The sequence below is a fragment of the Streptomyces cylindrosporus genome (genome assembly GCF_022698165.1).
GTDB classification, from domain to species: domain Bacteria; phylum Actinomycetota; class Actinomycetes; order Streptomycetales; family Streptomycetaceae; genus Streptomyces; species Streptomyces cylindrosporus.
Map to the genome: position 1 here is coordinate 893,621 of NZ_JALDAY010000002.1, position 14,987 is coordinate 908,607.

The 14,987-nt window shown below is 72.3% G+C and carries 16 protein-coding genes; 7 read left to right on the forward strand and 9 right to left on the reverse strand.

Annotation, left to right across the window (positions count from 1 at the left end):
* Nucleotides 1-5: 5 nt before the first annotated feature.
* The gene (locus MQP27_RS09135) at nt 6-281 is read right to left on the reverse strand and encodes a hypothetical protein (protein WP_242763476.1); all 276 of its coding nucleotides are present in this window, start codon (nt 279-281) and stop codon (nt 6-8) included.
* Here MQP27_RS09135 and MQP27_RS09145 point away from each other — a divergent pair.
* Together MQP27_RS09145 and MQP27_RS09150 are read left to right on the forward strand one after the other, a co-directional pair.
* A complete protein-coding gene (locus MQP27_RS09145; RefSeq protein WP_278195762.1) occupies nt 280-861 on the forward strand; it encodes a TetR/AcrR family transcriptional regulator in 582 nt (193 codons plus the stop codon). The genes MQP27_RS09135 and MQP27_RS09145 overlap by 2 nt on opposite strands.
* Nucleotides 858-1,244: a barstar family protein gene (locus MQP27_RS09150; RefSeq protein ID WP_242763478.1), complete on the forward strand. Its 387-nt coding sequence runs from the start codon at nt 858-860 to the stop codon at nt 1,242-1,244. The genes MQP27_RS09145 and MQP27_RS09150 overlap by 4 nt, the downstream gene beginning before the upstream one ends.
* A 35-nt stretch (nt 1,245-1,279) precedes the next feature.
* Here MQP27_RS09150 and MQP27_RS09155 read toward each other — a convergent pair whose 3' ends face one another.
* The 3 genes from MQP27_RS09155 to MQP27_RS09165 all read right to left on the reverse strand — a co-directional run bounded on the left by MQP27_RS09155 (nt 1,280) and on the right by MQP27_RS09165 (nt 4,279).
* Nucleotides 1,280-1,531, reverse strand: a complete 252-nt coding sequence (locus MQP27_RS09155; RefSeq protein WP_242763480.1) for an acyl-CoA carboxylase epsilon subunit — start codon at nt 1,529-1,531, stop codon at nt 1,280-1,282.
* A 79-nt stretch (nt 1,532-1,610) separates the two neighbouring features.
* Entirely contained in the window at nt 1,611-3,203 is a 1,593-nt protein-coding gene (locus MQP27_RS09160; protein ID WP_242763482.1) for an acyl-CoA carboxylase subunit beta, read from the reverse strand.
* Nucleotides 3,200-4,279, reverse strand: a complete 1,080-nt coding sequence (locus tag MQP27_RS09165; RefSeq protein ID WP_242763484.1) for a 3-oxoacyl-ACP synthase III family protein — start codon at nt 4,277-4,279, stop codon at nt 3,200-3,202. The genes MQP27_RS09160 and MQP27_RS09165 overlap by 4 nt, the downstream gene beginning before the upstream one ends.
* A gap of 160 nt (nt 4,280-4,439) precedes the next feature.
* Between MQP27_RS09165 and MQP27_RS09170 the strand changes: the two genes are divergently transcribed.
* Both MQP27_RS09170 and MQP27_RS09175 read left to right on the forward strand, forming a co-directional pair.
* Nucleotides 4,440-5,048, forward strand: a complete 609-nt coding sequence (locus tag MQP27_RS09170) for a TetR/AcrR family transcriptional regulator (RefSeq protein WP_242763486.1) — start codon at nt 4,440-4,442, stop codon at nt 5,046-5,048.
* Nucleotides 5,049-5,230: 182 nt separating this feature from the next.
* Nucleotides 5,231-5,926 carry a TetR/AcrR family transcriptional regulator gene (locus MQP27_RS09175; RefSeq protein WP_242763489.1) on the forward strand — a complete coding sequence of 232 codons (696 nt, stop codon included), beginning with the start codon at nt 5,231-5,233 and terminating at the stop codon, nt 5,924-5,926.
* Between the two features lie 54 nt (nt 5,927-5,980).
* On the opposite strand, the gene MQP27_RS09180 is transcribed toward MQP27_RS09175, so the two are convergent.
* A complete protein-coding gene (locus MQP27_RS09180) occupies nt 5,981-7,039 on the reverse strand; it encodes a beta-ketoacyl-[acyl-carrier-protein] synthase family protein (protein ID WP_242763492.1) in 1,059 nt (352 codons plus the stop codon).
* 505 nt (nt 7,040-7,544) lie between these two features.
* On the opposite strand from MQP27_RS09180, the gene MQP27_RS50865 reads away from it, so the two are divergent.
* The 3 genes from MQP27_RS50865 to proB are packed head-to-tail and all read left to right on the forward strand — an operon-like array spanning nt 7,545 to nt 11,208.
* Nucleotides 7,545-8,156, forward strand: a complete 612-nt coding sequence (locus MQP27_RS50865) for a WhiB family transcriptional regulator (protein WP_278195763.1) — start codon at nt 7,545-7,547, stop codon at nt 8,154-8,156.
* Nucleotides 8,153-9,967, forward strand: coding sequence for an alpha/beta fold hydrolase (locus MQP27_RS50870; protein WP_278195764.1), 1,815 nt, complete (start codon nt 8,153-8,155; stop codon nt 9,965-9,967). Before MQP27_RS50865 ends, MQP27_RS50870 begins: the two co-directional genes overlap by 4 nt.
* A 41-nt stretch (nt 9,968-10,008) precedes the next feature.
* Nucleotides 10,009-11,208, forward strand: coding sequence for a glutamate 5-kinase (gene proB, locus MQP27_RS09195; RefSeq protein ID WP_242763495.1), 1,200 nt, complete (start codon nt 10,009-10,011; stop codon nt 11,206-11,208).
* Between the two features lie 113 nt (nt 11,209-11,321).
* Here the strand turns inward: proB and MQP27_RS09200 are convergent, their stop codons facing one another.
* The 4 genes from MQP27_RS09200 to MQP27_RS09215 are packed head-to-tail and all read right to left on the reverse strand — an operon-like array spanning nt 11,322 to nt 14,955.
* The gene (locus MQP27_RS09200) at nt 11,322-11,483 is read right to left on the reverse strand and encodes a hypothetical protein (RefSeq protein ID WP_242763498.1); all 162 of its coding nucleotides are present in this window, start codon (nt 11,481-11,483) and stop codon (nt 11,322-11,324) included.
* Between the two features lie 15 nt (nt 11,484-11,498).
* The gene (locus MQP27_RS09205; RefSeq protein ID WP_242763501.1) at nt 11,499-12,977 is read right to left on the reverse strand and encodes a glutamate-5-semialdehyde dehydrogenase; all 1,479 of its coding nucleotides are present in this window, start codon (nt 12,975-12,977) and stop codon (nt 11,499-11,501) included.
* Nucleotides 12,974-13,132 carry a hypothetical protein gene (locus MQP27_RS09210; RefSeq protein WP_242763503.1) on the reverse strand — a complete coding sequence of 53 codons (159 nt, stop codon included), beginning with the start codon at nt 13,130-13,132 and terminating at the stop codon, nt 12,974-12,976. The genes MQP27_RS09205 and MQP27_RS09210 overlap by 4 nt, the downstream gene beginning before the upstream one ends.
* A 56-nt stretch (nt 13,133-13,188) precedes the next feature.
* A complete protein-coding gene (locus MQP27_RS09215) occupies nt 13,189-14,955 on the reverse strand; it encodes a 3-hydroxyacyl-CoA dehydrogenase family protein (RefSeq protein ID WP_242763505.1) in 1,767 nt (588 codons plus the stop codon).
* Between the last annotated feature and the right edge of the window lie 32 nt (nt 14,956-14,987).

The window sequence follows — 14,987 nt, forward strand, 5'->3', positions numbered from 1 at the left end:
CGTCCTCAAACGCCGGACGGGCTGGGGGGCGGGTCGGCGCCGAAGCCGAAGGCAAATTCAAGGCCGAGGCCGAAGCCGAAGTCAAAGCCGAGGTCGGAGTCAAAGCCAAGGTCAAGGTCAAGGTCAGAGCCGAGGTCAAAGTCGAAGTCGAAGCCAAGGTCAAGGTCGAAGTCAGAGCCGAGGTCGAAGTCGAGGTCAAAGTCGAAGTCGAAGTCGAAGAGGCAGCGTGCCCCAGCCCCCCCGGGTCTGAACCGTGCCTCACACGAAAGGTCCTCCGTCATGGCGTACCCCGCATCTCCGCGCTCCCTCCGTACCCGCGAGGCGATCCTGCGGGCCGCTCGGGTGCGGTTTGCCGCTGATGGGTATCAGCGGGCGACCATACGGGCCATTGCGGCCGGCGCCTCGATAGATCCGTCCATGGTGATGCGGTACTTCGGGAGCAAGGAACAGCTCTTCGACGCCGCCCTCGACGTCGACCTGGGGCTGCCCGATCTCACCGGCACCGATCCGGAACGGCTCCCCCAGACACTCGTCGCCCACTTCCTCGCCCCCTGGGAGGACGACTCCGACGAGGGCTCCCTGCGGCTGCTCCTGCGCTGCGCCGCGACCAACGAACGCGCCGCCGAGCACCTGCGCCACATGCTCCACGAGCAGTTCACCAGCAGCCTCACCGGCGTGCTGGGTCACGAGCGGGCCGCCGCCGGCAGCGGGCTGCTCGCCGCGCAGTTGCTGGGAGTCGCCTTCACCCGGTACGTACTGCGGCTGCGCCCCATCGCCGACCTCTCCGTGCCGGCCCTCGCCGAACTCGTCGCTCCCTCGATGCGGACAGCCCTCGCACTGCACGTACCCTCGCCCCTGTGACAGACGTATTCGTCCTGGACGGGACACGCATCAGCACCCTCGAGGACTTCTGGCGGGAGATCGGCGAGGCCGTCAACGGCCCCGGCGGCTACTACGGCAGGAACCTCGACGCCCTCGTCGACTGCCTGCGCGGCGGGTACGGGACCCCCGAGGACGACGACTACGTCATGGAGTGGCGCGATCACGCCGTCTCCCGCGAACGTCTCGGGTATCCGGAGACCGTCCGGCAGCTGGAGATCCGGCTCTCCCGGTGTCATCCCACCAACCGGCCCGCGGTCGCCGCCGAGTTGGCCGCCGCCCGTGCCGGGCAGGGCGACACCGTCTTCGACTGGCTCGTCCGGATCTTCGAGGACCAGAGTCCTGGTGTGCTTCGGTTGAGTTGAGACCGCGGGCAACAGCAACTGGCGGCCTGCGCCGCTCAGTCGCGCCAGCTCAGCGGTGAGCGGTACGGGAGGGCGGGGGCGGCCGGTCCTGGGCGTTCCCAGAGCGGGACGACCCGTACCGGCTCCTCCTCGTCGCCCCTCCCCTCCGCCTCCACCGTCGCCGCCCGCGCGAGCAACACCGCCGTCAGGGCGGCCAGTTCGTCGGGGTCCGGTTCACCGCCCCTGATGATGCGAACCAGGGGCTGCCTCTCCGTCTCCGTCTCCGTCTCCGTCTGCGGTCGGGTCATCCCGCGCTCCTCCCAAGTGGATGAAAACGTCCAAGTCGATCAATACGGTCAACGACGTCCACTGCGGCCAAGTCGCCCGTCATTGCGGCGGGTTGCCGTGTTTGCGGGCCGCCAGGTCCGCGTGCTTCGTGCGCAGCATGCGGAGGGACTCGACCAGGACGCGGCGGGTGTCGGCCGGGTCCAGGACGTCGTCCAGCAGGCCGCGTTCGGCGGCGTAGTACGGGTGCATCAGCTCGGCCTGGTACTCCTTCACCAGCTGGCGGCGGGTCGCGTCGGGATCGTCGGCCGCCTTGATCCGGCGGCGGAAGATGACGTTGGCCGCGCCCTCCGCGCCCATCACCGCGATCTCGTTGGTGGGCCAGGCGTACGACAGGTCCGCGCCGACCGAGCGCGAGTCCATGACGATGTAGGCGCCGCCGTAGGCCTTGCGGAGGATGAGGGAGATGCGGGGGACCGTCGCGTTGCAGTAGGCGTAGAGGAGCTTCGCGCCCCTGCGGATGATGCCGTTGTGCTCCTGGGCGACCCCGGGGAGGAAGCCCGGTACGTCGACCAGCGTCACCAGCGGGATGTTGAAGGCGTCGCACATCTGCACGAAGCGGGCGGCCTTCTCACTGGCGTCGATGTCGAGGACGCCGGCCTGGACGAGGGGCTGGTTGGCGACGATGCCGACGACCTGGCCGCCGAGGCGGGCCAGCGCGCAGATGACGTTGGCGGCCCAGCGTTCGTGGATCTCCAGGAACTCGCCGTCGTCGACCAGCTCTTCGACGACCCGGCGCATGTCGTACGGGCGGTTGCCGTCGGCCGGGACCAGGTCGAGCAGGGCCTCGCAGCTGCGGTCCGCGGGGTCCTCCAGGGGGACGGCGGGCGGGGTTTCGCGGTTGTTGCGAGGGAGGAGGGAGAGGAGGTACCTGACCTCCTCCAGGCAGGTCTCCTCGTCGTCGTAGGCGAAGTGCGCGACCCCGGACACCTCGGCGTGCACGTCCGCGCCGCCGAGGCCGCCGAGCGAGACCCGTTCGCCGGTGACCGCCTGGACGACGTCGGGGCCGGTGATGAACATCTGCGAGGTCTCGCGGACCATGAAGACGAAGTCGGTCAGGGCGGGCGAGTAGGCCGCGCCGCCCGCGCACGGGCCCAGCATCACGCTGATCTGCGGGATCACTCCGGACGCCCGGGCGTTGCGGGTGAAGATGCCGCCGTAGCCGGCGAGGGCGGTGACGCCCTCCTGGATGCGGGCGCCGGCGCCGTCGTTGAGCGACACCAGGGGGGCGCCCGCGGCGACGGCGCGGTCCATGATGCGGTGGATCTTCTCGGCGTGCGCCTCGCCGAGCGCGCCGCCGAAGATGCGGAAGTCGTGCGCGTAGACGAAGACCGTGCGGCCGTGGACCGTGCCCCAGCCGGTGATGACGCCGTCGGTGTGCGGCTTCTTGTCCTCCAGGCCGAAGCCGGTCGCGCGGTGCCGGCGCAGCTGCTCGGCCTCGTGGAAGCTGCCCTCGTCGAGGAGCAGCGCGATGCGCTCGCGGGCGGTGAGCTTGCCCTTGGCGTGCTGGGCCGCGGTGGACTTCTCGTCCGGGCCCTGTGCTATCTCGTCCTTGAGCGCGCGCAGGGCGGCGGCGCGGCCGTGGATGCCCGTCGCGGGTGTGTTCCCGGGCGTGCCCGGCTCGCGGGGGCTCATGAGGCGACCGGCGAGAACGGCTCGCCCGCGGTGAGGAGTTCGGGGAACGTGCCGTCCGCGGCCGGCCGGGCGTCCGCACCGCCGAGCGTCCACTCCAGCAGCGCCGTGCCGACGCTCATCCCGCCGCCGAACGCGGCCAGCACGACCAGCTCGCCGGGGGCGACCACGCCGGTGCGGTCCATCTCGGCCAGGGTGACCGGTACGGAGGCGGCGCCGGTGTTGGCGTAACGCTCCAGAGTGAGGTGGAGGGCGGCGCGGTGCAGTCCTAGGTCGGGCCAGAGCTCGGCGAGCATGATGCCGTTGGCCTGGTGGGGGACGAAGTGGCGCACGGCGTCCGGGAGTACGGCCGCTTTGCGCAGGAGGCGTCCGATCTCGTACGGCAGGTTCTGCTGGACGAAGGAGCGGACTCCGCGTCCGTCCATGCGGAAGTAGTGGCCGCCCTCGGCCACCGTGCTCGGCGAGGCGGGGCGGCGGCTGCCCCCGGCCTCGACCCGGATCAGGCCGTGCGCGTCGCCGCGCGAGACCAGGGAGACGTGCTTGAGGCCCTGTCCGGCGGGGACGGGGCCGAGGACCACCGCGCCGGCGCCGTCGCCGAAGAGGGCGGCGGTGCGGCGGTCGGTGTAGTCGAGGATGCGGGAGTAGATGTCGGCGCCGACGACGAGGGCGTGGCGCGGCTCGCCGGGGGCGGCCCCGGCGAGCAGCCGCTCGGCCGTCTTGAGGGCGTAGACGAAGCCGCTGCACACCGCGTTGACGTCGAAGGCGGCGGCCCGCCGGGCGCCGATGCGGTCCTGGACCAATGCGGCGGTGGCGGGCTGGGGGTGGTCCGGCGTGGAGGTGGCGACCACGACGTACGCGAGCTGATCCGCCGTCAGGCCCGCGCGGTCCAGGGCGCGTCGGGCGGCCACGGCGGCCAGGTCCGAGGTGGCCTCGTGGGGAGCGGCGCGGCGCCGCTCGCGGATGCCGGTCTTGCGGACGATCCACTCGTCGGTCACGCCGGCGCCGTGCCCGATCTCCGCGTTGCTGATGACCGTCTCGGGCAGGTACGAGCCCACTCCGGTGATGCCGATGGACTGCACGATTCCTCCTCGGGCAGCGGCGAGCCTCTAACTCACCATGCGTTGAAATCATCGCAGAGCCGCTTGACTAATTCAACACGGGGAGAGTTCACTTGAACATGAATTAGCGTACGGCGCATCCGGCGCCGTCCGGACGTTCACCCAACGGGAGATGCTCACCATGACCGCCTCCACCACTGCGACCACCACGGACACCCGGGCCGAGGCGACCCAGACCCTGATCTCGGCGGGCCGCACCCTGTTCACCGAACGCGGCTACCGGCAGACCGACTTCGCGGACCTCGCCGCGGCGGCCGGCCTGGAGCCCGGGTACGCCCAGGAGCTGCTGACCGACAAGGCGGCGGTCTTCGGCGCGCTGGTCGAGCGGACCGTCAAGGTCGCCGGGCTGCTCGGGCCGGCGCTGGCCGAGGGTGTGGACGAGGACCTGCCGGCCCGGCTCGCCCGCACCTTCCTCGCCCTGTGGGAGCCCGGCGAGGACGGGGAGTCCCCGCTGATCGAGGTGTTCCGCATCGCCCTCTCCGACCGGGAGGCCTCCGCGGTCTGGCGCGAGCGCATCACCGAGGTGCTCAACGGCTCGGTCGACCAAGAACTGCCCGGCGAGGACGCGGTGTTGCGCACCGCGCTGTTCGGCGCCCAGCTCGGCGGCACGGTCGTCGCCCGGCACCTGACCGGGACGACGGCGATTACCTCGGTGGAGATCGAGACGGTCATCGAGACCATCACCCCGGCCCTGCGGCGTACGCTGCTGGGACCGGCGGACGCGCGGTAGGCGGGCCGACGGAAGGACGAAGGCCACCCGACGGCCGGGCGACCTGCGCACCAACGGCCCGTGACGGACAGGGCTTTCCAGGGCGGCATCCGTGGATGGATTCCGTACGTCCGGCCTGCTAGGATGTTTTCACTGTGCAGTGAATTACTCGTTGGCAAGCCCCCATGAAGTGCAGTGATTCCATGACATCCAGGCGCGCGGACGGTTCCGCCACTCCTGCCCGAAAGCCCACCTCGACCTCGCGGACGGGGGCTTCCCCGACGAAGAAGCCCCGACCCCAGCGTGCCCGCAGCGGGCGCCGGCCCGGCGACAGCGGCACGCGTGAGCAGATCCTGGAATCGGCGCTCCACCTCTTCGCGGACCGCGGCTACGCACGGACTACGATCCGTGCGATCGCGGAGGACGCGGGGGTGGATCCCGCGCTGGTCCACCACTTCTTCAACAACAAGGAAGGCGTCTTCGACGCGGCGGTCAACTCCTCGCTGAGCGTCTCGGGCGTCTTCGAGGGCGAGGGGTCGGAGACGATGTCCGACGCCGAGTGGCTGACCCGCTCGTACCTGGTCTTCTGGGAGAACCCCGACACCCGGTACGCCATGACGGCCATCTACCGGGCCGGCCTGGCCGACAACGCCACCTCGGACGTGCTGCGGGCCAGGATCGAGACCAGCATCGGCAACTGGGCCAACCGCCCGACCTACAAGGACCACCCGGACGCCGAGATCCGTACCGGCCTGGCCTCGGGCCATCTCGCCGGTCTGGCCATCCTGCGCTATGTGCTGCATGTCGAACCGCTCGCCTCGATGGACTTCGAGGAGTTCGTGAACTGGGTGACCCCCGCCCTCGAACTGCGGCTGACCACCCTGGATCCGCGCGCCTGACCGACGCGCGGACGAAGGGCGGGGGCCGGCCGGGGACAGCGCCCCGGCCGCTTCCTACATCGCGTGCCAGACGCACTTGAGGGCGTAGAGGCACACACCGGGACCGACGCCGAACAGCACACCCGCCGCCTCGTCGGCGGGGGGTTTGGCGTAGGTCCGTTCCAGTACGTCGAGCACGGAGACCCCGCCGACGTTGCCGAGGTCGCGCAGCGAGTCGCGGGCGGCGTCCATCACGCGCGGGTCGCAGCCCAGGCCCTGGACCATCGCGTCCATGATCCGGGGACCCCCGTTGTGGGACACCACGAACCCCGGCACGGGATCGGCACCGGCGGGCGCGGTGAGCTCCAGCCAGCGGGCCAGTTTCGAGGCCAGTTCCGGGATCACGCCGAGCAGCCGCGGCGCGTTGTAGAGATGCAGGCCCGTGCCGTCGACGGTGGTGCCGACGATGTCGTAACTGCCGGGCTGCACGTACTCGAAGGACCCGGTCAGTTCCATTCGGGGGCCGTCGGCGTGCGGCCGCACCACGCAGGCGCCGGCCGCGTCCCCCATCAGCCCCTTGAAGATCATCCCGTCCATGCCGGTGTCGGCCGGGTGCAGGTAGTGGCTGAACATGTCCGAGCACACCACGAGATACGTCGACCCCGGCCGGGCCTGCACCAGTTCGAAGGCCTTGGCCAGCGCGAACGCGCCGCCGCCGCAGCCGATCTGGGTCACCGGCACCCGGCGCACGGACGCGGGCAGGCCGAGCCGCTCGACCAGGGGGATGTCGATCCCCGGCATGGCGTAGCCGGTGGTGCTGGTGACGACCAGCCCGTCCACGTCGAGGGGGTCGAGGCCGGCCTCCAGGAGCGCCTGGCGGGCGGCCCGTTCCGCGAGGTCCAGGGAGTCGCGGAAGTGCTCGCGCAAGCGCCGGGCGACCGACACGCGGGTGTCGAACTGCCGGGCCGGGGGCCTCGAGTACCAGCGGGTACGTACGGTCGAGGCGGTGATGGCCTTGCGCACGCTCGGCATCCGGGGATGGTCCGGATACCGCTGCGCGAGCATGTCGAGGACTTCATCGGTGGTTACCTGATGGCGTGGCAGAACCACGACCGGCGCGCTGACGACTGGCACGACGTCTCCAAAGCTGTGGGAAGCCTGCTGGGAAGTACGGGTCGGTCACACCCGACCGGGCCGCCCGCGCCGCGACGACGGCCACTGCCGTCGCCCGGCGGCTCTCGCCGTGGAAGTCTGCGCACGCCGAACACCCCCCGGTGTCTGACCGTGCTCCCCCCGTTGGGAGCGCCTTTTGCAGCGCGGAAATGCAGAACGCAGAGCTGGGATCGCTGTTCGCAGCGGCACCTGACGACCCGGAGCATGCTCGTGGGGGAGCTCCGCCGTCTGGATTACGTGCCGTCTCCAACGTGACCGTACGACAGAGGAGTTGGCTCCGGCAAGAGCGAATTTCAACGCCTGTGGAATCCAGCACTCGGACACCGTTCGTCCAGCTCTCAACCACATTTGCGCCTCGGGCAACCACCTGCCGCGTAGATGTCAACACGCATTGAAATCATTGGTTGTTGAGTTTACTCTGGCGGAAGGATCCGCCCATCGCCACGACGAGAGAGGGACGACCGCCATGTACGCACCGGCGCGCCACCGCGCGGACCCCGACCCCTGGGTGGAACGAGCGGCCTGCCGCGACGCCGACCCCGACACCTTCTTCCCACCGGCCGGCGGCGCGGAGGCTTCCGACCGGGAGGCGGCCGCCAAACGGCTGTGCGCGCGCTGCCCGGTGACCAGGGAGTGTCTGCGCGAGGCGCTGCAGCACGAGGAGGGCACCGGGATCTGGGGCGGCCTCAGCGTGCGGGAGCGGCGCGAAGTGCTGCGCGTCGCCGGGACCTTGGAGGAGATCGCCGACGAACTCGCCGCGTTCCTCGCGAACGGCGGGCGGCGGATCAGCGCGCCGGTGCGGGAGCGGCCCGCGTACGTGTGGTTCCTGCGCCGGCACGGCTGGTCGCCGGGCCGGATCGCCGGGGCGCTGGGGCTCACCTTCGGGCAGGTCCAGCAGGCCTGGCGGGCGGCGGAGTACGCGTTCGTGTGCACGCGGGGGCCGGTGAGCCGGATACCGAGGTTCTGCCTGCCGGCACCGCGGGCGGCGGGAGGCGGGCGGGGCACCAAGTCCTGCTCCCCCGAGGGTCGTTCGCAGCATCTGGAGCCGGCTGTCGTCGATGTGGCGCGGGCGTCATGAGCGTCGCGGTGTCGCAGGACCTGGGATGTGCGGCTCCCGCCGTCGGCTCGTCGTACGGGCCGCGGAGTGCCGTCCGTACGGTGGTCACCGACGACGGCGCCGAGATCGTCGTCCACACACAGGGTGCGGCGGATGCGCCGGCCACCGTGGTGCTGTGTCACGGGTGGACCATGGCCGCGCGCGACTGGCGGCCGCATGTCGACGCGCTGGCCCGGCCCCGGTCCGGATTTCCCGTGCTGCGGGTGGTCGCCTACGACCAGCGGGGGCACGGGCGTTCCACCCGGGGCGGGGCGGTGCTCGACATGGCGCTGCTCGGACGGGATCTCGGCCGGGTACTGGACGCGGTCTCGGACGGTTACGACGGACCGGTGGTGCTCGTCGGGCACTCCATGGGCGGCATGGCGATCCAGCAGCTCGCGGTGGAGCGGCCCGAGCTCTTCGGAGGCCGGGTGGCCGCCGTCGGGCTGTTCTCCACCTGCCTTGACGGGGTGGGGACGGTCACGGCCGGCGCCCCGCCCGCGCGACGGCGGGCGCACGCCGGCTGGCGGGCGGTCGTCGCCGGGCTGCTGCGCTCGCCGGGGTCGGCCAAGGCCGTGCACCGGCTGCTCACCGGGCCGTTGACCCATCCGTCCACGGCCCTGCTGTGGCGTGTGCTGTTCGGTGCGCGGCACGGCGGGGACACGGCACGTACGGACGCGCGGGCGCTGCGGGCGGTCCCGCCGCTGGCCGTCGCCGAGTTCTACGCCGCCCTCACCACCCACGACTGCGCGGGGCGCCTCACGGCACTGGGCCGCGTGCCCACGCGGGTCCTGGTCGGCGCGCGCGACTACTACACCCCACCGGAACAGGCGGCACGCCTGACAGCCGACATACCGGGAGCCGCCCTGCAGACGGTCCCGCAACAGGGGCACGATCTGCCGTACGAGCGGCCGGTGTTGGTGCTGGAGACGGTGCATGCGCTGTTGCGTGAGATGGCGGGGGGTGGGGGTCGGGGGGCCGGGGTGGGGGGTGGGAGCCGGGTGGGTGGGGCCGGGAGCGAGGTGGCTGGGGTGGGGAGCCGGGTGGCTGGGGTGGGGAGCCGGGTGGCCGAGGCCGGGAGCGAAGTGGCCGAGGTGAGGAACCAGGCAGCCGAGGCCAGGAGCCAGGTGGCCGAGGTGAGGATCGAGGGCGGCGGCGCGAGCGGTGTGGCGGGCTCGGTAGGTGGCTCGGGCGCATCGGCGAGCGGGGCTGCCGTCGAGGCGGGTGGCTCGACTGCCCGAGCAGGTGGCTCGGCCGTCGGGGCAAGTCGCTCGACTGCCGAAGCAGGTAGCTCGGCTGCCGGGAGAAGTCGCTCGGACGCCGAAGCCAATAGCTCAGCCGCCCAGACCGGTACCGCGACCGCCGGAGTTGGCAGCTCAGCCGCCCGGACCAGTAGCTCGGCCACCGGAGTTGGCAGCTCGGACGCCGAGACAAGTCCCCCGGACACCAAAGCCAACAGCTCAGCCACCCAGACCAGTACCTCGGCCACCGGAGCCGGCAGCTCGGACGCCGAGACAAGTCCCCCGGACACCAAAGCCAACAGCTCAGCCACCCGGATCGGTAGCTCGGCCGCAGGAGTCGGTAGCTCGGACGTCGGGGCAAGTCGATCGGTCGGTGGTGTCAGTGGCTCGGGGGTCGGGGGAAGTGGGTTGGGCGTCGGGGCGGGTATTGCGCGGGGCGCGTTGGGGAGTGGGGGCGTGGTTGGTGGCTCGGGGGGTGTTGCGGGTGTGGGTTGTGAGGCGGCTCGTGGGGGTTGGGCAGTGGGTGGTCTTTTCGTTACGGGTGTCCGGTGACGGCGCCGTCCTCGCAGCGGGCGGCCGCAGGCGAACCGCCCGTGCGTGACGCTGTGTTGACGGCCCGTCGGATCGTGGTGAAGGTCGGGTCGTCCTCGTTGACGACCGCCGTCGGAGGGCTCGACTCGGACCGGGTGGACGCGCTGGTGGACGTCCTGGCGCGAGCCCGTGGCGCGGGCACCGAGGTCGTACTGGTGTCCTCCGGGGCCATCGCCGCCGGGCTCGCGCCGCTGGGGCTCACCGAGCGGCCCGGGGACCTGGCCCGACAGCAGGCGGCGGCCTGTGTCGGGCAGGGACTACTCGTGGCGCGGTACACCGCCTCGTTCGCCCGGCACGGGCTGCGGGTCGGCCAAGTGCTGCTGACCGCCGACGACATGGGCCGCCGCGCCCACTACCGCAACGCCTACCGCGCCCTCTCCCAGGTCCTCGCCATGGGAGCCGTACCGGTGGTCAACGAGAACGACACCGTGGCCACCGCGGAGATCCGCTTCGGCGACAACGACCGGCTCGCCGCGCTCGTCGCCCATCTGGTGCGGGCCGATCTGCTGGTCCTGCTCTCGGACATCGACGGCCTCTATGACGGCGACCCGCGCCGGCCCGGGGCAAAGCTGCTGCGTGAGGTCCGCGGACCCGAGGACCTGCGGGGCGTGGAGTTCGGCGGCGCCGGCAGTGCCGGGGTCGGTACCGGTGGCATGGTGACCAAGGTGGAGGCCGCGCGGATGGCGACCGCCGCGGGCGTTCCCGTCGTACTGACGGCCGCCCCGCATGCCGCCGACGCGCTGGCCGGGCGGGAGACGGGCACGTTCTTCCACCCCACCGGGGACCGGGGCGCCGACCATCTGCTGTGGCTGGAGCACGCGAGCAGTCCGCGCGGGACGGTGCAGCTGACCGGGCGGGCCGTGCACGACCTCGCCCAGGGCCGCGGTCCGCTGCCCGCGGAGGACGTGACGCGGGTGGAGGGCCACTTCGTCGCGGGCGACCCCGTGGAGCTGGTGGACGAGGACGGACGCCTGGTGGGCCGCGGGCTGGCCTCGCTCGCCGGCCAGGAACTCGCCCTGATCCGGGGCCGCTCGGGCCGCGCGGTGGTCCACCAGGACGACCTGGTCCTGCTGCCGACGGGCGCTCGCGCGGAGCTGCCGGCCCAGGTGCGGCGACGGGTGAGCGTACGGATCCGCCCGGCACACGAGTCCGGCCAACCACCGTCACCCGTACAGGAGTTGCGGCAGCCGTCGACGGGGTGAGCTTCGCGTACGGGATCTGCGGACGGGATCTCAGGAACGCCGAAGGCGGCGGTCGCCCCGATGGGGTGGCCGCCGCCTCGTCGTCGCCGTCCCGCCGCCTGCCCGGCCGCGTACTAGTCGATCCCCCGCACGATGTGGAGTTCGCGCGGGTCCTCCTCGACCCCGGCCAGGCCCAGCCAAGGGACCGGTGCCTTGGGCTGGCGTTCGCGGCGTGGCTCCTCCTCGTACAGCAGCCAGCCCGTCGGTTTCGTCTCCGTGATGATGCGTATGTACATGAACCGGCCTCCCGTCTACGGCAGCGGGGCGGCGGCTCCGCCCCGGATGTGACCGTCGCCCACCAGGACGTACTTGGTGGTGGTCAGCGCGGCCAGTCCCATGGGGCCGCGCGCGTGGAGTTTCTGGGTGGAGATGCCGAGTTCGGCGCCGAGGCCGAGCTCGCCGCCGTCGGCGAATCGGGTGGAGGCGTTGACCGCGACGACCGCGGTGTCCAGCGAGGCGACGAAGCGCCGTGCCGCGGACTGGGAGTCGGTGACGATGGCCTCCGTGTGGCCGGTGCCGTGCCGGCGGATGTGCTCGACGGCCTCGTCCAGGGAGCCGACGACCGCGGCCGACAGTTCCAGGGCGAGGTACTCGCAGTCCCAGTCGTCGGCGGTGGCGGGCACGACCGCCGCGTTGAACGCCCGCACCTTCTCGTCGCCGTGCACGAGGACGCCCCGCCCGGTCAGCTCCTTCAGCGCGCGGGGCAGGAAGTCGGCGGCCACGGCCTCGTGGACGAGCAGCGACTCGGCGGCGTTGCACACGGACGGGCGCTGGGTCTTGGCGTTCAGCAGGATGGCCAACGCCTTGTCGAGATCGGCGTGTTGGTCGACGTAGACATGGCAGTTGCCGACGCCGGTCTCGATGACGGGGACCGCCGATTCGCGGACCGTGGTGCGGATCAGTTCGGCGCCGCCGCGGGGGACGAGGACGTCCACCAAGCCGCGCAGGGACATGAGTTCGCGTACGGAGTCGTGGGTGATGCCGGGGACGAGCTGTACGGCGTCGACCGGGACGGCGGTGCCGGCGAGGGCCTCGCGCAGGGCGTCGACCAGGGCGGCGTTGGTGTGCCGGGCGGTCGAAGAGCCGCGCAGGAGGGCGGAGTTGGCGCTCTTGAGGCAGAGGGCTGCGGCGTCGACGGTGACGTTGGGACGGCCTTCGTAGATCATGCCGACCACGCCGAGGGGCACGCTCACGCGCCGTATCTCGAGCCCGCCCGGCATGACGGAACCGCTCACCACCTGGCCGACCGGATCGGGCTCGTCGGCCAGCGCCCGCACGGTCCGCGCCAGCCCGTCGAGTTGCTCCCGCGTCAGCCGCAGCCGGTCCAGCACGGTTGCCGACCGCCCGGCGGCCCGCGCCTCGACCACGTCCCGCTCGTTGGCGGCGAGGATCCCGGCGGGGTCGAGGGCCAGCCGACGGGCGATCGCCGTGAGCGCGGCGTTCCGCTCCGCGCCACTGGTGAGAGCAAGCCGACGACCGGCAACCTGCGCAGCAACGGCGACTTCACGCACGGAGGGGGTGGCCGGGGCAGCCACAGGACCGGCGCCCGCGGACGGCACCGCAGCCGGGACAGCCACAGGGCCGACCTCCGGGCTCGCCGCCGGTGCGGGGACAATCGCGGCGTCGGCGTTCTCGCGCGGCACCGTCGCTTCGGGGACCCCACCCGCGGAGCCTCCTCCGTCCCCGCCACTCCCCTCCGTGCCGGTCCGAACCCGTGCTCGTGTGGTCATCGCTCGTCCTCCTCGGTCGGACGGGCCGTCTGTGGCGGGAAGACGTCCCCGGGTGTCGTCGTGGGCGGGTAGCCGATCAGGTCGATCAGGAGGGACCAGGCAAGGGCGTCGGCCTCGGCGGCGTGGGGCGTGGGGTCGGAATCCGTGTTGTTCATGGCGTGAGGTCCGTGTCGTTCATGGCGTTGTCCTCCTCGGGGCGGGCGCGTCGGCGTCAGCCGTAGACGCGGAAGCCGGCGCCCGTCTTGCGGCCCGAGCGGCCCGCCGCCACGAGGTGGCCCAGCAGGGGCGCCGGGATCGTGCCGGGGCGGCCGTCCGCGTCGTGCAGCACGCGCTGGATGCTCAGGGACACGTCGAGGCCGATGACGTCGAGCAGTTCGAACGGCCCGAGCGGATACCCGCACCCGACCTTCATCACCGCGTCGATCTCGTCGGCCCCGGCGTAGTGGCTCTCGGCCAGCCGCACCGCCCCGTTGAGGTACGGGAAGAGCAGCGCGTTGACGATGAAGCCCGGCCGGTCCATGCACTGCACGGGGTGCTTGCCGAGCCGCCGGCACACCTCGCGGGCCGTGTCGACGTGCCGGGCCGAGGTCTCCAGCGACGGGATCACCTCGACCAGCCGCATCACCGGCGCCGGGTTGAAGAAGTGCATCCCGATGACGTCCTCGGGCCGCCCGGAGGCGAGACCGCACTCGATCACGGGGAGGCTGGAGGTGGTGGTCGCGAGCAGCGCGCCGGGCCGGCAGACCGTGCCGAGACGCTCGAACAGCTGCTTCTTCAGCGGGAGTTCCTCCGCTATGGCCTCGACGACCAGGTCGCAGCCGGCCAGCCGGTCCAGGTCGCTGCTCGGGTCCAGCCGTTCCAGCGCGGCCGTCTGGTCCGCCTCGGTCAGCTTCCCCCGCCGTACCGCCCGGCCGGTCGAGGCGGCCACTGCCTCCCACGCCGACTTGGCGCGTGCGTCGCTCCGGCCGACGAGCAGCGTGTCGATGCCGGCCTTGGCGAAGACCTCCGCGATGCCGGTGGCCATGGTGCCCGTGCCGACGATGCCCACCCGGCGCACCAGGGAGGCGCCCCGGGAACGGCGGGTGGGGGCGGCCGCATCGCTGTCGGCCTGGTCCCGGTAGTCGTAGAAGCCGCGTCCGGACTTACGGCCGAGCAGTCCGGCGAGGGCCATGTGGCGCAGTCGGCGGGCGGGGCGCAGGGCGGGCTCGTCGTGGCGGACGGCCAGGGTGTCGAGGATGTCGCAGGCGGTGTCCGTGCCGATGACGTCGAGGAGTTCGAACGGCCCCAGGGGCAGTCCGCAGCCGAAGCGCATGGCGGCGTCGATGTCGTCCCGGCCCGCGGCCCGCTGGTCGTACATCGTGACGGCCTGGTTGAGGAAGCCGAACAGCAGCGAGGCCGAGACCAGACCTGCCCGGTCGCCGACGGTGACCGTCTCCAGGCCGAGGGCGCGGGCCAGTTCGCGTACGCGGGCCACGGCGGAGGTGTCGGCGATGACGGTACGGGCGATCTCGGCGAGGCCGGCCGCGGGCAGCGGCAGGTGCAGGCCGACGACGCGTCCCGGCCGGCCCGAGGCCGCGGCGAGGTCGGTCAGGGAGAGCGCCGAGGTGGTGGTGGCCAGGACGGTGTCCGGTGGACAGGCTCGGTCCAGCTCGCGCAGCACCTCGGCCTTGGCGTCCCGCCGCTCGGGCACGGCCTCCACGATCACCCGCGCCGACGCGAACTCCGCCCAGCCGCGCGCGATCCGGATGTGCCGCCCGGCGGCCCGGGCCTGTTCGGGCGTCTCCCACAGCCCGTCGAGCACGTCACGCAGATCGGGCCGGGTGTCCCGTACGACGACGACATGCCCGGCGAGCACGGCCCGCCGCACGATCGCGCCACCGATGACGCCGACGCCGACGACGCCGAGGCTGCCGTCGGCGACGGCGTCCGAGCGGGCCGGGTCCGAAGTGCCGTACGGGAGCGTGTCGTTGGCACTCACCGCGCCGCCTGTCCCGCTGCGCTCTGCGTCCG